Origin of the sequence: Rhodanobacter sp. Root480 (genome assembly GCF_001426645.1) — a bacterium.
GTDB lineage: Bacteria > Pseudomonadota > Gammaproteobacteria > Xanthomonadales > Rhodanobacteraceae > Rhodanobacter > Rhodanobacter ginsenosidimutans.
In genome coordinates this window covers 891421-911632 of the sequence record NZ_LMEX01000001.1, presented here as the reverse complement: position 1 = coordinate 911632, position 20212 = coordinate 891421, and the positions used below count along the sequence as shown (strand labels likewise).

Here is a 20212-nt window from a genome sequence, read left to right as displayed (position 1 = left end):
CGTTCGCGCTGAGCGTAGCCCGCGCAGCGGGCGGAGTCGAAGCGCCGCCAAACGTGGCTGCGCACTGGCATGTCCTTCGACTTCGGCCTTCGGCCTACGCTCAGGATGAACGGGATTTGGCGGCGGCCCTGCACTGCGATGACACAAAAAAGCCCGGCAGTTTCCTGCCGGGCTTTTCGTTGTTGCCGGGGATCAGGCGCCGCGTCTCGGATCGGAGTCGAACGTGCTCGGCCCATCCAGCGCGGGCTTGGCCGGCGTATCGCCATCCAGCTTGTCGCCCAGCAGGCGTCGCACCACGATGTAGAACACCGGGATCAGCAGCACGCCCAGGAAGGTGGCGAACAGCATGCCGCCGATCACGCCGGTACCGATGGCGTGGCGGGCGTTGGCGCCGGCGCCGGTGGAGAAGAACAGCGGCGACACGCCCAGGATGAAGGCCAGCGAGGTCATCAGGATCGGCCGCAGGCGCAGTCGGGCCGCGTCGACGGTGGCTTCGCGCAGGGTGCGCCCGGCCTGCTGTTCGGCCACCGCGAACTCCACGATCAGGATCGCGTTCTTCGCGGCCAGGCCGATCACCGTGATCATGCCGATCTTGAAGTAGATGTCGTCGGGCAGGCCACGCAACAGGGTGAACACCACCGCGCCCAGAATGCCCAGCGGCACCACCAGCAACACGGCGATCGGGATCGACCAGCTTTCGTACAGCGCCGCCAATGCCAGGAAGACGATCACGATCGACAGCACCATCAGCAAGGTGGCGGCGTTGCCGGAGAGGATCTCCTGGTAGGACTGGCCGGTCCAGTCGTAGCCGAAGCCCTTGGGCAGGTCGTCGTTGACGATCTTCTGCATCTCGGCCATCGCCTCGCCCGAGGAATGCCCTGGCGTGGGCGAGCCGACGATTTCCACCGCGGAATAGCCGTTGTAGCGGGTCAGCGAAGGCGACGACACGATCCAGTCGGTGTGCACCACGTTCGACAGCGGGATCATCGCCGGCGTGCCGTTGGCGGTGAGCTGCGAGCTGGGGGTGAAGAAGTGCTCCAGCGCATCCGGGCCCATGCGATACGGTGCGTCGGCCTGCATGATCACGCGCTTGACGCGCCCGCCGTAGGCAAAGTCGTTGACGTAGACCGGCGCCAGCATCAGGCCGACCGCGTTGTAGATATCGCCCACCGACAGGCCCATTGATTGCGCCTGGATGCGGTCGACATCCAGGTGCAACTGCGGCGCATCCTCCAGCGAATTGGGACGCACGCCCACCAGCACGGGACTCTGGCTGGCTTTGCCCAGCAAGGTGTTGCGCGCCTGGGTGAGCGCGTCGCGACCGGCACCGCTGCGGTCCTGCAGATACATGTCGAAGCCGCCGAACTGCCCCAGGCCCTGCACTGTCGGCAGGTTGACCACGAACACCTGCGCGTCGCGGATCTGCTGCAAGGCGCCGTTGGCGCGGCCGATGAACTCCGTGGCGGAGGCATCGCGGTCGGCCCAGTCTTTCAGCTTGATGAAGTTCATGCCGACGTTTTCGCCGGCGCCGACGAAGCTGAAGCCGGTGACCTGCAGCACGCCAGCGACCGCGTCGTCCTTGTCCAGGATCTCGCGCATCTGCTTCATCACCTTGGTGGTGCGCTGCAGGGTGGCGCCGGGGGGCAACTGCACGATGGCCAGCGCGTAGCCCTGGTCCTCCTCGGGCAGGAAGCTGCCGGGCAGGCGGGAGTAAAGGAAACCACCCAGCACGGCCACCGCCACGAACACGATCATCCAGCGCGGCGCATGACTCACCGCACCGTGGACGTGACCGGTATAGGTCTTCGTGATCCAGGTGAACATGTCGTTGAACTTGCGGAAAACGATGTTCTTTTTCTTGTGGTGTTCCGGCTGCAGGAAGCTGGCGCACAGCGCCGGCGTGAACGACAGGGCCAGGAACGCGGAGAAGCCCATCGACACCGCGATGGTCAGCGCGAACTGCTTGTAGATCACGCCGGTGGCGCCTGGCTGCAGCGACGAGGGCACGAACACCGCCGCCAGCACCACCGTGATCGCCACCACGGCGCCGGTGATCTGGCCCATTGCCTTGACTGTGGCGTCGCGCGGCGAGAGGCCTTCCTCGGTCATGATGCGTTCGACGTTCTCGATCACCACGATCGCGTCGTCCACCACGATGCCGATGGCCAGCACCATGCCGAACAAGGTCAACTGGTTGATGGTGAAGCCCAGCACCAGCATGCCCAGGAACGTGCCCAGCAGGGCTACCGGGATCACCAGCGTGGGGATTATCGTGGCGCGGAAGTTCTGCAGGAACAGCAGCATCACCAGGAACACCAGGATGATCGCCTCGATCAGCGTGTGGATCACCTCGTTGATCGAGATCCGCACGAAACTGGTGCTGTCATACGGGCTGAACCAGGTCACGCCCTGCGGGAAGCTGGGTGCCAGCTCGTCCATCTTGGCGCGTACCGCGGTGGCCACGTCCAGCGCGTTGGCGCCGGGCAGCAACTGGATCGCGAACGCGCCGATCGGCTTGCCCTCGTAACTGGTGTCGAAGCCGTAGCTGCCGGGGCCGAAGCTGATCCGCGAGACGTCGCCCAGCTTGACCGTGGTGCCGTCGCTGTTGGCACGCAGCACGATGTCGGCGAACTGCTCGGCCGTGGTGAAGCGCCCTTCGGTCGATACCGTGACGCTGAGGCCCTGGCCTTCCGGCGCGGGGTCGGAGCCCAGCGAACCGGCGGCGAACTGCACGTTCTGCGCGCGGATCGCGGCGAGCACCTGGGTGGCGGACAGGTTGTAGCCTTGCAGCTTGTCCGGGTTCAGCCAGATCCGCATGGCGTATTCGGAACCGAACTGCTGCGTGCTGCCCACGCCGGGTACGCGCGCGATCTGGTCCAGCACGCTGGAACCCACGATGTCGTTGAGGCGGTTGCGGTCGATCTCCGGATTGTCCGTCGTCAGCGCCACCACCATCAGGAAGCCGGCGTTCGCCTTGGCCACCACGACGCCTTGCTGGGTTACTTCCGAGGGCAGGCGCGGGGTGGCCAGCGCCACCTTGTTCTGCACCTGCACCTGGGCGATGTCCGGGTCGGTGCCGCTTTCGAACGTCAGGGTGATGCTGGCGCGGCCGCTGGCGCTGGACGACGAGCTGAAATACAGCAGGTGGTCGATGCCGGTCAGTTGCTGCTCGATCACCTGGGTGACGGTTTTCTCGGTGGTGGCCGCGCTGGCACCGGGGTAGGTGGCGCTGACGGTGACCGACGGCGGGGCGATCGACGGGTACGATTCCACACCCATGTTGAGGATCGCCAGCACGCCGCCCAGCGAAATCAGGATGGCCACCACCCACGCGAAAATGGGGCGATCAATAAAGAAACTCGGCATGATCGCGCTCCGTTACTTGCCGCTCGGGGCTTTGGCGGCCGACTTGGCGCCGGCGGGTGGCGCAGGCTGCCACGGCGTGGCCTTGGCCGGTGCGCCGGCCTTGACCTTCTGCAGGCCGGAGACCACCACCGCATCACCCGCGGCGAGGCCGTCGTTGACCACCCACTGGCCGTCACGCATGTCGCTGGTGGTGAGGTCCTTGCGCACGACCTTGCCATCGGCGCCAACCACCATCGCGTAGGCGCCGACCGTGTCACGCTGCACCGCTGCCTGCGGCAGCAGGAACACCTTGTGCTGCTGGCCGAGGTTGGCGGTCAGGGTGACGTACATGCCGGGCAACAGCGTGCGTTGCGGGTTGGGGATGGTGGCGCGCAGGTTCACCGCGCCGGTGGCCGGGTTGACCGAGGTGTCGGAAAAATCCAGCACGCCAGGTTCCGCATAGGTGCTGCCATCGGGCAGGGTGATCCGCACGCTGGTCTTGTTTGCGCCGGCGAGGGTGACGTCGCCGCTGCGCTGCGCGCTGCGCATCTTCTCCAGCGAGGCCACGCTCATGGTGAAGTTCACGTACAGCGGATCGATCTGGTCCACCGTGGTGAGCAGGGTGGCTTCGCCATTGCCTACCAGCGCGCCTTCAGTCACCTGCTGCTGGCCGGCGCGACCATCGATGGGCGAGGTCACGTTGGCGTAGCCCAGGCTGATGCGGGCCGTTTCCACGTTGGCGCGTGCAGCCTGCACGGCGGCGGCGGAATTGCGTTCGGCGGCCAGCGCGTTGTCGAGATCGGCTTTCGACACGTAGCCCTTCGGGGCCAGCTCACGCACCCGCTGCGCGGTGACCTTGTCGTTGGTTGCCTTGGCCTGCGCCTGCGCCAGCGATGCCTGCGCGGCATTGAGGGATGCCTTCAACGGCGCCGGGTCGATCTGGAAAAGCAGCTGGCCTTTCTTGACGTCGGTGCCTTCCTCGTACGTGCGCTTCAGCAGTACGCCGGCAACGCGGGCGCGTACATCGGCGCTGCGATAGGGCGACAGGCGCCCCACCAGGTCGCGCGTCAGGGGTGCGTTTTGCGGCTGCACCTTCAGCACGCCCACTTCCGGTGGGGGCATTTGCGGCGGGCCTTGTTCCTTGCCTTTGCCGCCGCATGCCGCGAGGGCAAGCAGGCAGAGGCACAACGGTGCGCGCAGTAGGGAGGACTTCATGGCGGCTCCAGAACGATGCTCGAATCGGGGAAGAGTGGGGATGCACCGGTGCGCGGCTGCCGATCCAGGGGATCGATACAGCGCCGTGCCTCGGCTGCCTCATGTCTTTGGGTCTTGCCGACGGTAGGGGCGCCCGACGGATGCTTCGCGAATCCTCGCGGAGCATCGGGCCTTGGCCGGCAAGACTATACCGGACAGTTTACATTTTAAATCAGGTGTGAATCCACCCGTTGACATCGGGTGTGGTGGTATGGACAAGCGCCGGCAGGCAGCCGATGCCGCACGCGTTTGCGCGCCACGTAACTGGATCACTGTCCGCGCGAAATATGCAAGTGGCGGAGGTCGGTGGTGGTGCTTCGCGACGCGGCAGTATTCTGGGGCGACGTTGCATGACGCCATTTTGTTTTCACTACCCAGTAGAAGCCATGAATGCGATCCAAGCGACCACCGCAACATCCCCCCGCAATGCCGTACTCGACGCCCTGAAAGCACAGGGGCTCGAACCCTCCCAGTTGGCGGGGGCGAACATCTTCACCGACGTCTTTTTTGCCCGCATGGCGCCGGGCGACGTGGCCGCACACACGCCGCAGCAGTGGGCCGGATTGATCGCGGGCTTGCTGCAATTCATGCAACGCCGACCCCGTGGGCAGGCGCTGGTGCGGGTGCTGGATGCGGTGCCTGGTCATCCCGGCCGCAGCCTGTTGCAGGTGGTCACCGACGACATGCCGTTCCTGGTGGACACCGTCAGCATGATCGTGGCGGAGAACCGGCAATCGATTCAGGCGGTGATCCACCCGGTGTTGAACGCCGTGCGCGACGCCGAGGGGCAGCTCCTGCGGCTCGGTGACGAGTCCGGCGTGCCCGAGTCGATCATGCATTTCGAGATCGACCGCATCGTTGACGAGGCGCTGTGCTCGCGCCTGCAGACACAGGTTGCCGACGCGCTGAATGATGTACGCCAGGCCGTGGGCGACTGGTCGGCCATGCGCGACAAGGCGTTGGCGATCGCCGCCGACTTGCCGCACCGCAAGCTTTCGCTGGACGAGGATTCCGTGCGCGAGGCGGCGGATTTCCTGCGCTGGATGGCCGACGACAACTTCACCTTCTTCGGTTACCGCCAGTACGAGGTGGTGGCGGCCGATGGCGAGCAGGTGCTGCGCGCGGTGGACTCCACCGGGCTGGGCATCCTGCGTGACAGCGATCATTCGCTGGCGCCGCGGTCGGTGCGCTCGCTGGCGGCCAGCGAACTGCCGCACTCGGGTGCGACCGACGCCATCATCCTCACCAAGACCAATGCCCGCTCGCACGTGCATCGCAGCGGCTACATGGATTACGTGGGCGTGCTGAAATTCGATGCCGATGGCAAGGCAGTGGCGGAGGAACGCTTCATCGGCATGTTCTCCTCCAGTGCCTACATGACCCGGCCGCAGGATGTGCCGCTGGTGCGGCACAAGGTCGAATCGGTGCTGGTGCGTTCGGAGCTCAAGCGCGATTCCCACTCCGGCAAATCGCTGCGCCACATCCTGGAAGTGCTGCCGCGCGACGAGCTGTTCCAGAGCAACGAGGACGAGCTGTTTGCCACCGCCAGCGGCATCCTGGAGCTGCGCCAGCGCGCGCGCGCCCGGCTGTTCGTCCGCCGCGACCGCTATGACCGTTTCTTCGCCTGCCTGGTATTCGTGCCGCGCGAACGCTTCAACACCTCGGTGCGCGAGCGCATCGAGGCGCTGCTGGGCGAGGCGTTGCATGCCGAGCAGGTGGATTCGTCGGTGCAGATGGGCGAGGCCGCGTTGACCCGGTTGTACGTGGTGGTGCGGCCGCGCATCGGCGATCACCCCGATTACGACCTGGGCACGCTGGAGCAGGGTGTCGAGGCGATCGTGCGCAACTGGCACGACGATGTGCGCGATGCGCTGGTGCGTTCGCAGGGCGAGCACGAGGGCATGCTGCTCGCCAACAGTTTCGGCAAGGCGATGCCGCCGGGTTACGTCGATGACGTGAGCCCCGCCGTGGCCGCCGAGGACATCCGCGCACTGTCGCTGCTGTCGGGCGAAAACGCGCTGCGGATGTCGTTCTACCATCCGCTGAAGGCGCCGGAGACGCTGCGTTTCAAGGTTTACCGCAGTGGCGGCGACATCGCCCTGTCCGAGGTATTGCCGCAGTTGGAGAACCTGGGCCTGCGCGTGCTCACCGAGCACGTCTACGACATCCCGCGCGATGGCGCGTCGCTGTCGATCCAGGATTTCGAGGTGCAACCGGCCGGCAAGCTCACCTTCAGCGTGGAGCAGGTCGGTACCTTGTTCGAGGAAGCCTTCGAGCAGATCTGGCGCGGCAACGCGGAGAACGACGGTTTCAACCGGCTGGTGCTGGGCGCCAAGCTCAGCTGGCGCCAGATCGCCATGTTGCGCGGCTATTGCAAATACCTGCTGCAGACGGGCGCGGCGTTCTCACAGGCGTATATGGAAGACACGCTCAACCGCTATCCGGCGATCGCCGGCTTGCTGGTGGAGCTGTTCCTGGCGCGGTTCGATCCGCGCCGCGAGGATATGTCGGCCGAGGCCTTGAAGGCCGCTGGCGCCACGCTGGCGGCCGAGATGGAAGCGTTGATCCCGGCCAACGTGCAGAGCGCGCAGCCGTCGTTGATCGCCGATCTCGGCGCCGCCCTGTCGCGGCCGCGCGCGGAGCAGATCCAGGCCGTGGAAAGCGCCATCGGCGTGCTGCTGGAGAACGTCGCCAGCCTGGACGAGGACCGCATCCTGCGCAGCTTCGTCAGCGTCATCGGCGCCACGCTGCGCACCAGCTTCTTCCAGCATCACGAGGGCGCGCCGCGCGACTACATCAGCTACAAGCTCGATCCGCATCAGGTTCCCGGGCTGCCCAAGCCGATTCCCTACCGCGAGATATGGGTCTGCGCGCCGCGCGTCGAAGGCATCCACCTGCGCTTCGGCGCGGTGGCGCGCGGTGGCCTGCGCTGGTCCGACCGGCGCGAGGATTTCCGCACCGAGGTGCTGGGCCTGGTCAAGGCGCAGATGGTGAAGAACACCGTCATCGTGCCAGTCGGGTCCAAGGGCGGGTTCTTCGTGAAGCGGCCGCCGGTCGATGGCGACCGCGACGCACAGCTGGCCGAAGGCATCGCCTGCTACCGCATCTTCATCAACGGCCTGCTCGACATCACCGACAACCTGGTCGAGGGCGACGTGGTGCACCCGCAGGATGTGGTGCGCCACGACGGCGACGATCCGTACCTGGTGGTGGCCGCCGACAAGGGCACGGCATCGTTCTCCGACATCGCCAACGCCATTTCGATCGAGCACGACTATTGGCTGGGCGACGCATTCGCCTCCGGTGGTTCGCATGGCTACGACCACAAGGGCATGGGCATCACGGCGCGTGGCGCATGGGAGTCGGTGAAGCGCCATTTCCGCTCGCTGGGCGTGGATACGCAGTCGCAGGATTTCACCTGCGTCGGTATCGGCGACATGTCTGGCGACGTGTTCGGCAACGGCATGCTGTTGTCCGGGCACATCAAGCTGGTGGCGGCGTTCGATCATCGCCACGTCTTCCTCGACCCAACGCCCGACGCCGCGCGCTCCTTTGCCGAGCGCCAGCGCCTGTTCGACAAGCCGCGTTCCAGCTGGGACGACTACGACCGTTCGCTGATCTCCGCTGGTGGCGGCGTGTATCCGCGCAGCGCCAAGTCGATCCCGATCTCGGCCGAGGTGCGTACCGCGCTGGGGTTGAAGGCCGATGTCGAGCACCTGCCGCCCAACGAACTGCTCAGCGCGATCCTCCGGGCGCCGGTGGACCTGCTGTGGAACGGCGGCATTGGCACCTACGTCAAGGCCGCCAGCGAGAGCCATGCCGACGTGCGCGACCGCGCCAACAACGCGCTGCGCGTGGATGGCGGGGAGCTGCGCTGCAAGGTGGTGGGTGAGGGCGGCAACCTGGGCTTCACCCAGAAGGGCCGCATCGAGGCTGCGCAGAACGGCGTGCTGCTCAACACCGACTTCATCGACAACTCCGCCGGCGTGGACACCTCCGACCACGAGGTCAACATCAAGATCCTGCTGAACGATGCGGTGAAGCGCAACGAGCTCAGCGTCGACGCCCGCAACGAGCAACTGGCGTCGATGACGGAGGAGGTCGGCAAGCTGGTGCTGTGGGACAACTACCGGCAGAACCAGGCGATCACGCTGATGGAGCACCAGTCGGTGCGCCGGCTCGGTTCCATGGCGCATTTCATCCGCACGCTGGAGGCTGAGGGCACGCTGGACCGCCAGGTGGAGAACCTGCCGTCGGATGCCGAGCTGGCCGAGCGCAAGAGCCGGGAGCAGGGCCTGAGTCGGCCGGAGCTGGCGGTGTTGCTGTCGTACGACAAGATGCGGCTGTTCCAGCAACTGCTCGATTCCGACGTACCGGAAGATCCTTACCTCTCGCGCGAGCTGGTGCGCTATTTCCCCGAGCCGCTGCACGAGAAGTACGCCGAGCACATGCAGCGCCACCGCCTGAAGCGCGAGATCATCGCCACCGCGGTCACCAACTCCACCATCAACCGCATGGGCGCCACCTTCATGATGCGCATGCAGGAGGACACCGGCCAGCGGCCCGCCGCCATCGCCAAGGCGTACACCGCAGCGCGCGAGATTCTCGATGCCCGCGAGCTGTGGGCCGAGCTTGAGGCGCTGGACAGCAAGGTGGCCGAAGGCACCCAGACCGACGCGATCCTGAAAATATGGGCGTTGCTGCGGCACATGACGCGCTGGCTGTTGAACCGACCCGGCGGCACGCTGGATATCGCCGCCAACGTCGAGCGCTACCAGGGCGTGGTGTCGGATCTGCGCAAGGCCTTGCCGCACGTGCTGGGCAAGGCGGGCCAGGGCGACTTCACCTGCGACCGCGAGAAATGGGAAGGCCTGGGCATGCCATCGGCACTGGCCCTGCGGCTGGCCCGCATGCCAGACCTGCGCGCGGCGCTGGACATGGCCGAGATTGCCCGCCAAAGCGACGAGCCGATCGAGAAAGTGGCGCGTATCTTCTATGAACTGGGCGAAGCGCTGGATCTGGGCTGGTTGCGCGACCAGATCGAGGCGTTGCCGGTGGAAGGCCACTGGCATGCGCAGGCGCGCGGCTCGCTGCTGGACGAGTTGAACCAGCAGCACCGGGCGCTGGCACAGCAGGTGTTGAGCATGGGCGTCGACGACAGCGGCGATGTCTCCGCGGTGCAGGCATGGTTGCAACGCGACGACGCCACGCTGCAACACACGCGCAGCATGCTGGCCGAGATCCTCACCCAGAATGCCGATTACCCGATTGCATCGGTGGCCGTCAGGCGACTGGCGCAACTGGCGCAGTTGCCGGTTTGAGGCTTCGGTTGGAGTTCCCCGCGGGTTGACCCACCCCGTCCCTCCCCTGCGAGCAGGGGAGGGTATTACGGCAAGCTCGGACCTGTGGCGGGTCGTTCGGTTTCTGCTCCTCCCCCTGCTTGCAGGGGGAGGCCGGGAGGGGGTTAAGGCTTGCGGGAAAGCTCGGGACTTTAGGGCGCAGCACCCCCTCTGTCGTATCCTTCAGCCTTCTCCCGCCAGTCAGGGCTTCCGATGCGTTTTGCTTTTGTCGCCAGCGACACCGTCGTCGCACAACAGGCGCGCGACGCATTGGTGCAACGGTATGGCGATGTGCCGCCGGGCCGGGCCGAACTGATCGTGGCGTTGGGTGGCGATGGTTTCATGCTGCGCACCCTGCATGCCTATCGCGACCTGGACGTGCCGGTGTACGGCATGAAACTGGGTCAGGTCGGTTTCCTGATGAACATGCACCAGCTCGACCACCTGCCCGAACGCATCGAGCGGGCGCACGTGGCGTCGCTGTTTCCGCTGGAAATGCGGGTGACCGACGTGGCCGGCCGCGCGCATGTCGCCAAGGCGTTCAACGAGGTGTCGCTCCTGCGCCAGAGCAACCAGGCCGCCCATCTGGAAGTGCAGTTGAACGGCACGGTGAAGCTGACCTCACTGGTGTGCGACGGCATCATGGTCTCGACCCCCGCTGGCTCCACCGCCTACAACCTGTCCGCGCACGGCCCGATCCTGCCGCTGGATGCCAACGTGCTGGCGCTGACCCCGATCAGCCCGTTCCGCCCCCGCCGCTGGCGCGGCGCCATTCTTCCGCATCGCACGGAAGTGGCGTTTCGCGTCATCGATCCGGGCAAGCGACCGGTCAGCGCCACCGCGGATTTCCATGAAGTGCGCGATGTGCTGACGGTAACGATCCGGCAATCGGGCGATCAAGGTGTACGGCTGCTGTTCGACCCTGAGCACAATCTTGAGCAGCGGATACTGGATGAGCAGTTTGCGGCGGAGTGAAGAGCTGCCCCACCCACCCATACCCCCACCTTTGCTAGATTCAAAACCATCCCTCCCATCAGGCACAGGACGCATGACCACTCCTCCCGTCGACGCGCACGATCCGGTAGCTGCCGGCGACAACCGACTGGTCGTGGCCATTTCCTCGCGCGCGTTGTTCGACCTCGGTGACAGCCACTCGCTGTTCGAGCGCGACGGGCTGGATGCATACCGCAACTTCCAGATCGAGCACGAGAACGAGATCCTGCAGCCTGGCGTGGCGTTTCCGCTGGTGCAGAAACTGTTGGGGCTCAACAAGCTGGCCGGTGACGTGCCGCCGGTCGAGGTGATCCTGCTGTCACGCAATTCGGGCGACACCGGCCTGCGCATCTTCAACGCGATCCAGCACTACAAGCTGGAGATCAGCCGCGCCGCCTTCACCAGCGGCGCGCCGACGTCCGATTACATCGCGCCGTTCAAGGCGGATCTGTTTCTTTCCGCCAATGCGGAGGACGTCGGCCGCGCGCTCGCCGCCGGTGTCGCCGCCGCCACCATCCTGCCTAGCACCGCGCCGCCGCGCGCCAGCGAGCAGTTGCGCATCGCATTCGATGGCGATGCCGTGCTGTTTGGTGACGAGGGTGAACGGGTGTCGCGCGAGGAAGGTCTGGAAGCGTTCCATCGCAGCGAGGCCGAGCATGCCGCCGAACCGCTTTCGGTGGGCCCGTTCCGCGGTTTTCTTACCGCGCTGCACCGCCTGCAGGCGGCGTTTCCCGCCGAAGACTCGCCGATCCGTACGGCCCTGGTCACGGCCCGTTCCGCGCCCGCGCACAAGCGCGTCATCCTCACCTTGCGCCGCTGGGGCGTGCGCATCGACGAGGCGCTGTTCCTGGGGGGCCGCGACAAGGGCCCTTTCCTGGATGCCTTCGGTGCCGACATCTTTTTCGACGACTCACCGGCCAACGTGGAATCCGCACGCAAGCACGTGGCAACGGGGCATGTCCCGCATGGCGTCAGCAACCGCTGAGCCGCTGCGGTATCGCGCCATCGATCGTCACACCACGCGAGTGCGCTTCCACCAGCGCGTGACCTTGTCCTCGCGTACGAAGGTGAACAGGCCGGCGCCGAGGATGATGGCAATGCCGACTGCCATGGGCCAATCCAGCTGGTCGTCGAACAGCACATAGCCCAGCAGCACGGCCCACAGCATCTGGCTGTACTGGGTGGGTGCCACATGATTCGCCGGCGCCCTGCGCGTGGCCAGCATCAGCAGCACCGCGCCGAGTGCGGCGAGCAAACCGTAGCCGAGCAGCAACAGCCATTGACTCAAATGCGGCCAGCGGAAGTTGGTCAGCATCAGCATACCGGCGAGCGTCGTCGAGCCGATCACGCCGGCGCCGTACAGCGTGATGCGTTTTTCGTGTGGCCCGGACAGGCGCAGGGCAATCATCGAGATGGCACCGGCAAGGCCGCAGACAAGCGCGGCAAGGTGGCCGGCGCCGAGTTCACGGAAGCCCGGCCGCAACACCACCAGCACGCCGAGGAAACCCGCCACCACCGCCGACCAGCGGCGCCAGCCGACATGCTCCTTCAATACCAGCACCGACAGGATGGTGACGAAGATCGGCATCAGGAAGATCAGCGCGAAAGCCTCGGCCATCGGCAGGGCGGTGAACGCGATCACGGCGGCGGTCGTACCGATGGCGCTGGCGACGGCGCGCACGACCCACAAACCCTGGCGTTGCGCGAGCAGCACCTCGCGCCAGCGGTCGCCCTCGCCCTTGATGAAGGGCAGTGCGCTCAGGCCCAGCAAGGCGCCGAAAAACACTGCCTCATAGGCAGGCAGCGAGCCGTGCAACAGCTTCACGAACGCGTCGCTGAGCGCGAAGGCGGCAAAGGCCAGGAAACCGAGAAGGATGCCTTTGAACATGGGTATCCGAAGAGGGCGGGGGAAACTTCGATCGCCGCAGGCGTGCAGCGCGATGAGGCGGGCGCGACGATTGTCCCACGGCCCTGCCGCTGCGCCTATCGCCGATGCTGCAGCTTGCCATGACCGCTCCGGATGGCCGGACTAGAATGCGAAGCTTGCCTTGACCTACGGACTCCATTGCATGGCTACCCGTCTCGACCCGCTCGATCTCTATGATGTCCGCTCGCTGCTCACCGACGAGGAGCGCATGGTGCAGGACTCCGTCGGCCGTTTCGTCGATGAGCGCGTGTTGCCGATCATCGGCGATTGCTTCGACCAGGGCCGCTTCCCGAAGGAGCTGATCCCGGAGATCGCCGGCCTGGGCCTGCTCGGCGCCACGATTCCCGAGGCATACGGTGGCGCCGGCATGAACGGCGTCAGCTATGGCCTGATCTGCCAGGAGCTGGAGCGCGGCGATTCCGGCCTGCGCAGCTTCGCCTCAGTGCAGAGTTCGCTGTGCATGTACCCGATCTTCGCCTACGGCAGCGAGGAGCAGAAAAAACATTACCTGCCGCCGATGGCCGCGGGTGACGTGATCGGCTGCTTCGGCCTCACCGAACCGCACGGCGGCTCCGATCCGGCCAACATGAAGACCCATGCGAAGAAGGATGGCGACGACTGGGTCATCAACGGCGCCAAGATGTGGATCACCAACGGCAACCTGGCGCACATCGCGATCGTGTGGGCGCAGACGGACGACGGCATCCAGGGCTTCGTGGTGCCGACCGACACGGCCGGCTTCAAGGCGCAGGAAATCCACAAGAAGATGAGCCTGCGCGCCTCGGTCACCAGCGCGCTGTTCTTCGACAACGTGCGCGTGCCGGACAGCGCGCGCTTGCCGAACGTGAAGGGCTTGAAGGGTCCGCTGGGCTGCCTCACCCAGGCGCGCTACGGCATCACCTGGGGCCCGATCGGCGCGGCGCAGGCCTGCCTGAAGGAAGTGCTCGACTACACCGCCGAGCGCATCCTGTTCGGCAAGCCGCTGGCCTCCAACCAGGCGGTGCAGCTGAAACTGGCCGACATGGCCCGCCGCATCACCACCGCGCAACTGCTGTCACTGCAGCTCGGTCGTCTGAAGGACGCCGGCACCATGCAGCCGACCCAGGTCTCGTTGGCGAAATGGAACAACTGCCGCATGGCCATCGATATCGCGCGCCAGTGCCGCGACATCCTCGGCGGCGCTGGCATCACCACCGAGCACGGCGCGATCCGCCATGCGCTGAACCTGGAATCGGTGATCACCTATGAGGGCACCGAAACCGTGCACGAACTGGTGGTGGGCCGCGAGCTGACCGGCATCAACGCGTTCTGATTTCGTGGCGCTTCTTCCGTTGGCGGGAGAAGGCCGGGCAAGGGTGGCGAAGGCATGACACATTTGGGTCCGACTCTGGAAACCGACCGCTTGATCCTGCGCCCGCCGCGTGCCGGGGATTTCGACGGCTTCGCGGAATTGCAGGGCGATGCCGATGCGAGCCGGTTCATCGGCGGGCCGGTGACGCGGGCGGAGGCATGGCGGCGCTTCCTGTGGCAACCGGGCGCCTGGTTCGTGCAAGGTTTCGGCATGTTCGGTGTGATCGAGAAAAAGAGCGGCCTGTGGATGGGTCAGATAGGCCCGTGGAAACCGGAGTGCTGGCCGGGCAACGAGATCGGTTACGCCTTTCATCCGCGCGCCTGGGGCAAGGGCTATGCCACCGAAGCCGGGACCGCCGCCATCGACTGGGCATTCGACACGCTTGGCTGGGACGACATCATCCATTGCATCGACCCTGGCAATGTCGCCTCGCAAAACGTGGCCAGGCGCCTGGGTTCGACGATGAAAGGCCAGGGCAAACTGCCTCCTCCACATCAGGATGCGGTGATCGATATCTGGGGCCAGAGCCGCGAACAATGGCGTCGACGCCGCGCATGAGCCACCTCACGCCCGCGCTCTACGCCACTCTCGCCGAGATCGTGCCCGACCTGCACGTGCACTGCGTCGATCCGTGGTGCCTGATCGGCAGCACCGCGGCTTTGTTGCTCGGCGCGCAGGCAAGCGCGGCGGATGTGGATGTGCTGACCTCGCATGCCGATGCCGAGACGTTGATGGCGGTTTGGGCAGCGCAGCGCGAAACCGCGTTCACGCCGCCGGATGTCGGCCGCTTCCGTTCGCATTTCGCCCGTTTCCGTTTTCCCGGCGCGGCGGTGGAGATCATGGGCGCGCTTGAAGTTCATGCCGATGAACGCTGGCAGGCGGTATCGCCCGGCCGCCTGGTGCTGGTGGGCGTGAACGGGTTGGCGGTACCGGTGCCTTCCCTCGACGACCAGATTCGCCTCTTCAAAAGTTTCGGACGGGAAAAGGACATGCGGCACGCCGAAGCGTTGCGGGCACTCACGCCTGCTGCTTTCACCATTCCGGTCCTGTCTTCCCGTTGACCACCGCCCGATCAGAACGACCACACCATGACAGCCATTCCCTTCGCCCTCGGTGCTCGCCACAAGGGCTTCAATCGCGCCGAAGTCGTCGACCAGAATTTTCTGGAGTTCGTGCAGCTGTGGCAGCGCGAAACCCGTGCCGCGCCACGCGACGACGAGGCCGTGTTGCCGGGCAGTGCGCTGGATGCGCGCGGCTTCCGCGAGTTGCTGGAATCGCAACTGATCTCGCGCCACCTCGACCTGATGGCGCGCGTGCTGCGCGTGCAGAACAAGGTGTTCTACACGATCGGTTCGTCCGGCCACGAAGGCAACGCGATGGTGGCGCGGTTGGCCCGCCACACCGATCCGGCGTTCCTGCATTACCGTTCCGGCGCCTTCATGGCCGAACGTTTCCGCAAGATCCCGGGCATGGACCCGGTGATGGACTCAGCGCTGTCCTTCGCCGCCAGCAAGGACGATCCGGCCTCCGGTGGCCGTCACAAGGTGTGGGGTTCCAAGCCGCTGTGGGTGTTGCCGCAGACCTCCACGATCGCCTCGCACCTGCCCAAGGCGCTGGGCACTGCGGTGGCGATCGAGCAGGCACGGCGCATCGGCCATCAGCTGCCGATTCCCGACGACAGCATCACCATCTGCTCGTTCGGCGATGCCTCCAGCAACCATGCCAGTGCGCAGACCGCGTTCAATACAGCGGCCTGGACGGCGTACCAGAAACTGCCCGCACCGGTGCTGTTCGTGTGCGAGGACAACGGCATCGGCATCTCGGTGAAGACACCGAGTGGCTGGGTAGCCAGCAATTACCAGCATCGCGCCAATCTCGACTATTTCTTCGCCGACGGTCTGGATCTTGCCGAAGGCTATGCCCAAGTGCAGCGCGCGGTGGAGCATTGCCGAACGACGCGCCGGCCGACCTTCCTGCACCTGAAGACCACCCGCGTGATGGGCCACGCCGGCACCGATTTCGAGATCGAATGGCGCAGCATCGAGGAGCTGTTCGCGGTCGAATGCTCCGACCCGTTGCTGCGTTCGGCCGGTATCGCGCTGGAGTCGGGTCTGTACTCGAAGGACGAGCTGCTGAATCTTTACGAGGCCACGCGCAAGCGCTGCTTCGCCGCCGCCGAGGATGCGGATTCGCGTCATCGCCTGACCTCGCTGGACGACGTGATGGCCCCGCTGGCGCCATACACGCCGGCCGCGGTGAAGGCCGAAGCCGAGCGCGCCGACTACGCCGACAGGCGGCTCGCCGTGTTCGGCGGCGAGGGGAAGCTGCCCGAGAAACTGCCGCCGCGGCATCTGGCCATCCAGATCGGCCAGGCCCTGCACGACCTGCTGGCGAAGTATCCCGAGGCGCTGCTGTTTGGCGAGGACGTGGCGCAGAAGGGCGGCGTGTACACCGTCACCAAGGGGCTGAACAAGACCTTCAAGGGCAGCCGCGTGTTCAACACGCTGCTCGATGAAACGATGATCCTGGGCCTGGCCCAGGGTTACGCCAACATGGGCATGCTGCCTATGCCCGAGATCCAGTACCTGGCGTATTTCCACAACGCCTGCGACCAGATTCGCGGCGAGGCGGCCTCGCTGCAGTTCTTCTCCAACGGCCAGTACCGCAATCCGATGGTGATGCGCGTGGCCTCGCTGGGTTACCAGAAGGGTTTCGGCGGCCACTTCCACAACGACAACTCGATCACCGCGCTGCGCGACATCCCCGGCCTGGTGGTCGGTTGCCCCAGCCGCGGCGACGACGCGGCGATGATGCTGCGCACGCTGATGGCGCTGGCGAAGGTCGATGGCCGCGTCTGCGCCTTCCTCGAACCGATCGCGCTGTACATGACCAAGGATCTGTACGAGGCCGGCGACGGCCAGTGGCAGTTCGACTATCCCGCGCCCGACCGGGCGATGACGCTGGGCGAGGGCCGTGTCTACAACGAAAGGGCGAACGACCTGGTGGTGTTCACCTTCGGCAACGGCGTGCCGATGGCGTTGCGCGCCGCGCGCACGATCGAAGCAGAGCTCAAGTGGCAGGTGCGCGTGGTCGACCTGCGCTGGCTGGCGCCGCTCAACGATGCCTTCATCGCGGCACAGGCGAAGAGCGCCAAGCGCATCCTGGTGCTGGATGAAGGCCGCAAGAGCGCTGGCGTGGGCGAGGGCGTGATCACCGCGATCGTCGAAGGCGGCTGCGGTGCCACGCCGTTGCGCCGGGTCGTGGGCGCCGACACCTTCACGCCGCTGGCGAGTGCCGCCTTGCTGGTTTTACCGGGTGTAGACGATGTGGTGGCGGCTGCCCGCGAGTTGAGGTGACCGAACCAGAGGCTTCAAGCAGGCGCCAGTGTGGGCGTCGGCGGCGAAAGCCTGTTACCGGCCGTTTCCATCGATGATATGCAACCGTGGTCGTGCCGAGTGTGGCGTGGCGACACGATGCAGAAAGGTGCGGTTGCGCCCGCCGAGCTTGGCTTTGTACATGGCCTGGTCGGCGCGATCCACCAGTGACGCAACGGTGTCGCCCTCGATACGCATGGCGATGCCGATACTGATCGTGAGCCGCTGCTCTCCCTCGTCCACCGGAATCTCCAGCCGGTGCACGCGGCGGCACAGCCGGGTGGCCACCTGCATCGCTTGCGCCACTGTGGCACCGGTCAGCAAAACCACGAATTCCTCGCCGCCATAGCGGCCGAACAAGTCGGCGGGCCGCAGCTCCGTTTCAAGCGCTGCCGCCACCGACGTCAGTGCGTGATCGCCCGCGCTGTGGCCGTGGTGGTCGTTGAGCTGCTTGAAGTGATCCAGGTCCAGGAACAGGGCGGCCAGTGATTGCGGGGGATCGCCGGCCAGCGCTTTCTCGGCGCGCTCGATCCATGCGCGGCGGTTGAAGGCATTGGTCAGCATGTCGCGTTCGGCCAGTACGCGCACGGTGTCGCGGTCGCGGCGCAGCACCAGCGCACGGTCGGCCAGACCCAGCGACAACACGATAGCCTCGAACGCACCTACGCCAAGCGCCGCCTGGTTGATCCAGCCCAGGCTGGGCAGCGCACCGTTCATCTGTGCGCTGCTGATTGCCGTAAGCGCCAGCAGCGGTACCCAACCGACCAGGAAAAACCACGCATGCCTCGAACCGCGTGCGGCGGCGATGACGGCGGCGATGGACAGCAAGGTGGCACCCAGCAACAGCAGCGGATTGAGCAGCAATGACATCCTCTGCTGGAGCAGGTCGATGCGGCTACCTTGCATGATGACCAGCGCCGCCATGCAGACGGCCAGCCCGCCGATGAGAACACGCAGCAGCGGTGCGTAGCGCTGCAATTCGCAGAACCGCACCATGAACAGCGACGCGAATGCCACCGAGGCGGCGGTGGCTATGGCTTCGAGCGCGGGCGCTATCCCGTCCAGCCAATGCCACTCCAGCGGATGAAACAGGAAGCCACTCTGCGCGGCCTGTATCAGCGCATAACAGAGGATGTAGCCCGCGTACCAGGTGTAGGTGACGTCGCGCAGCATCAGCGAAAAACACAGTGCCATCAGCACCATCGCCAGCATCACGGCGAAGCACGCGGTGGCGAAGACCAGCCAGCTGGCGTCCTTCTGCAGGTATTCGCCCCACGGCTGCAGGTCGAACCGCACGGGTGCGGCGACGGCGGTCGTGGGTTCGAACTTCAGCACAATCGGTGCGGAGGGCGGTTGTGTTGTCGGCACGTACCACGCCAGCCGGCCGTGGCCATGGGCCGGTGCCGAAATATCCCTGCGCGACAAGGGGGCGACGACGTCGGTTGCCGCGGGATAGATGGTGATGATGCCGGCCGGGGGCGGGTAAATCGCCAGCACCCTTTCTTCATCGACCCAGGGGGGTTGCGGCGCAAGCACGACCCAGCTGCCAAGGTTGCTGCGCGGGAACTGCTGCAGCATGGCGGGATCGAAGCGGGTCAGCGTGCCGTTGTGAAAATCCTGCAGCACCTGTTGCGGCGTATCGCCCGCATGCACCGTGCGCCAGGCGCCATCCAGTGGTGTGGCGGCGCGGACAATGCCAATCGACAGCAGGCTCAGCATCAGACAGCCGAGCCACGGGAGGTGGCAAAAAGCGCTGATTGTTTTCGACCTGGCCATCGACCGTTCCTTGAACGTTGACTTCCCCTCACCGGACTATGCGTATTCCCTGCAACAAGTCCGTCATGCCCTGGGCATGAGCACTGGCGTCCCTCCATTGTTGCACGGGGTGGGGCGGCAAGAAAACCTGAAAAATCAGTGTGATCCGTGAGATCGACAAAGCAATCGGCGTGCCACTGGGTCGTTTCGGGCCAAACCGGGCGTCATCACGGTGCCTAACGCGGAGGAACCTATACTGGTCGGCGCATCAAAATGGACCTCAACCTGTCGGAGCCAAACACATGGGTAAGATCAAGGTAGCGGTATTCGTCGGCAGCCTGCGCAAGGCATCCATCAATCGCCGATTGGCGCTGGCCGTGGAGCGGCTGGCGCCCGAAGGGGTGGAGTTCGAGCACATCCGGATCGACAACTTGCCGCTCTACAACCAGGATTTCGACGGCGATTACCCGGCCGAGTGCAAGCGGCTGAAACACCAGGTGGAGGCCGCCAACGCGCTGCTGTTCGTTACCCCCGAATACAACCGCTCGGTGCCCGGCGTGCTGAAGAACGCGCTTGATATCGGGTCCCGGCCCTGGGGCACCAACTCGTTCGCGGGCAAGCCGGGGGCGGTGATCGGCGCCTCGATCGGCGCGGTGGGCAGCGCCATGGCACAGCAGCATCTGCGCAACACGCTGGCCTATCTGGACGTGTCGACGCTGGCGCAGCCGGAGGTTTTCGTGCATTTCAAGGACGATACCTTGATCGATGAGAAGGGCCACATCAGCAACGACGGCACCGAAAAATTCCTGCAGGACTTCGTCGACCGTTACGTGGCATGGGTGCGCCGGCACCTGGCCTGAACGTCGCAACGACC

At 65.6% G+C, this 20212-nt stretch carries 12 protein-coding genes; 8 read left to right on the top strand and 4 right to left on the bottom strand.

The genetic code is table 11. The annotated features are described in order from the left end of the window. Positions 1 to 192: 192 nt before the first annotated feature. Together ASD22_RS04335 and ASD22_RS04330 are read right to left on the bottom strand one after the other, a co-directional pair. The gene (locus ASD22_RS04335) at positions 193 to 3366 is read right to left on the bottom strand and encodes a multidrug efflux RND transporter permease subunit (RefSeq protein ID WP_056079360.1); all 3174 of its coding nucleotides are present in this window, start codon (positions 3364 to 3366) and stop codon (positions 193 to 195) included. A gap of 12 nt (positions 3367 to 3378) precedes the next feature. Next, the gene (locus ASD22_RS04330) at positions 3379 to 4560 is read right to left on the bottom strand and encodes an efflux RND transporter periplasmic adaptor subunit (RefSeq protein WP_056079357.1); all 1182 of its coding nucleotides are present in this window, start codon (positions 4558 to 4560) and stop codon (positions 3379 to 3381) included. A gap of 425 nt (positions 4561 to 4985) precedes the next feature. Here ASD22_RS04330 and ASD22_RS04325 point away from each other — a divergent pair, with 425 nt between their 5' ends. From ASD22_RS04325 to ASD22_RS04315, 3 genes are all read left to right on the top strand, one after another. Next, positions 4986 to 9920: an NAD-glutamate dehydrogenase domain-containing protein gene (locus ASD22_RS04325; protein WP_056079355.1), complete on the top strand. Its 4935-nt coding sequence runs from the start codon at positions 4986 to 4988 to the stop codon at positions 9918 to 9920. 231 nt (positions 9921 to 10151) lie between these two features. Continuing rightward, a complete protein-coding gene (locus tag ASD22_RS04320; RefSeq protein ID WP_056079353.1) occupies positions 10152 to 10913 on the top strand; it encodes an NAD kinase in 762 nt (253 codons plus the stop codon). A gap of 73 nt (positions 10914 to 10986) precedes the next feature. Next, positions 10987 to 11916: a 5'-nucleotidase gene (locus tag ASD22_RS04315; protein WP_056079349.1), complete on the top strand. Its 930-nt coding sequence runs from the start codon at positions 10987 to 10989 to the stop codon at positions 11914 to 11916. 27 nt (positions 11917 to 11943) lie between these two features. Here ASD22_RS04315 and ASD22_RS04310 read toward each other — a convergent pair whose 3' ends face one another. Then, entirely contained in the window at positions 11944 to 12819 is an 876-nt protein-coding gene (locus tag ASD22_RS04310) for a DMT family transporter (RefSeq protein WP_056079346.1), read from the bottom strand. Between the two features lie 181 nt (positions 12820 to 13000). On the opposite strand from ASD22_RS04310, the gene ASD22_RS04305 reads away from it, so the two are divergent. The 4 genes from ASD22_RS04305 to ASD22_RS04290 are packed head-to-tail and all read left to right on the top strand — an operon-like array spanning position 13001 to position 17565. Continuing rightward, on the top strand, positions 13001 to 14170 hold the full coding sequence (locus ASD22_RS04305) for an acyl-CoA dehydrogenase family protein (RefSeq protein WP_056079343.1): 1170 nt from the start codon (positions 13001 to 13003) through the stop codon (positions 14168 to 14170). Between the two features lie 54 nt (positions 14171 to 14224). Beyond that, positions 14225 to 14767: a GNAT family N-acetyltransferase gene (locus tag ASD22_RS04300; protein ID WP_056079342.1), complete on the top strand. Its 543-nt coding sequence runs from the start codon at positions 14225 to 14227 to the stop codon at positions 14765 to 14767. Continuing rightward, positions 14764 to 15270 carry a hypothetical protein gene (locus ASD22_RS04295; protein ID WP_235577517.1) on the top strand — a complete coding sequence of 169 codons (507 nt, stop codon included), beginning with the start codon at positions 14764 to 14766 and terminating at the stop codon, positions 15268 to 15270. Before ASD22_RS04300 ends, ASD22_RS04295 begins: the two co-directional genes overlap by 4 nt. Before the next feature lie 27 nt (positions 15271 to 15297). Beyond that, a complete protein-coding gene (locus ASD22_RS04290; protein WP_056079340.1) occupies positions 15298 to 17565 on the top strand; it encodes a thiamine pyrophosphate-dependent enzyme in 2268 nt (755 codons plus the stop codon). Positions 17566 to 17619: 54 nt separating this feature from the next. Here the strand turns inward: ASD22_RS04290 and ASD22_RS04285 are convergent, their stop codons facing one another. Continuing rightward, a complete protein-coding gene (locus tag ASD22_RS04285) occupies positions 17620 to 19302 on the bottom strand; it encodes a diguanylate cyclase (RefSeq protein WP_056079339.1) in 1683 nt (560 codons plus the stop codon). Positions 19303 to 19640: 338 nt separating this feature from the next. Here ASD22_RS04285 and ASD22_RS04280 point away from each other — a divergent pair, with 338 nt between their 5' ends. Continuing rightward, positions 19641 to 20198: an NAD(P)H-dependent oxidoreductase gene (locus ASD22_RS04280; RefSeq protein ID WP_056079337.1), complete on the top strand. Its 558-nt coding sequence runs from the start codon at positions 19641 to 19643 to the stop codon at positions 20196 to 20198. Positions 20199 to 20212 lie beyond the last annotated feature (14 nt).

Coding starts and splice junctions, on each gene's coding strand:
- ASD22_RS04295 (WP_235577517.1), top strand. CDS start 14,764: ATGAGCCACCTCACGCCCGCGCTCTACGCCACTCTCGCCGAGATCGTG.
- ASD22_RS04325 (WP_056079355.1), top strand. CDS start 4,986: ATGAATGCGATCCAAGCGACCACCGCAACATCCCCCCGCAATGCCGTA.
- ASD22_RS04305 (WP_056079343.1), top strand. CDS start 13,001: ATGGCTACCCGTCTCGACCCGCTCGATCTCTATGATGTCCGCTCGCTG.
- ASD22_RS04330 (WP_056079357.1), bottom strand. CDS start 4,560: ATGAAGTCCTCCCTACTGCGCGCACCGTTGTGCCTCTGCCTGCTTGCC.
- ASD22_RS04315 (WP_056079349.1), top strand. CDS start 10,987: ATGACCACTCCTCCCGTCGACGCGCACGATCCGGTAGCTGCCGGCGAC.
- ASD22_RS04310 (WP_056079346.1), bottom strand. CDS start 12,819: ATGTTCAAAGGCATCCTTCTCGGTTTCCTGGCCTTTGCCGCCTTCGCG.
- ASD22_RS04285 (WP_056079339.1), bottom strand. CDS start 19,302: ATGCTGAGCCTGCTGTCGATTGGCATTGTCCGCGCCGCCACACCACTG.
- ASD22_RS04280 (WP_056079337.1), top strand. CDS start 19,641: ATGGGTAAGATCAAGGTAGCGGTATTCGTCGGCAGCCTGCGCAAGGCA.
- ASD22_RS04290 (WP_056079340.1), top strand. CDS start 15,298: ATGACAGCCATTCCCTTCGCCCTCGGTGCTCGCCACAAGGGCTTCAAT.
- ASD22_RS04300 (WP_056079342.1), top strand. CDS start 14,225: ATGACACATTTGGGTCCGACTCTGGAAACCGACCGCTTGATCCTGCGC.
- ASD22_RS04335 (WP_056079360.1), bottom strand. CDS start 3,366: ATGCCGAGTTTCTTTATTGATCGCCCCATTTTCGCGTGGGTGGTGGCC.
- ASD22_RS04320 (WP_056079353.1), top strand. CDS start 10,152: ATGCGTTTTGCTTTTGTCGCCAGCGACACCGTCGTCGCACAACAGGCG.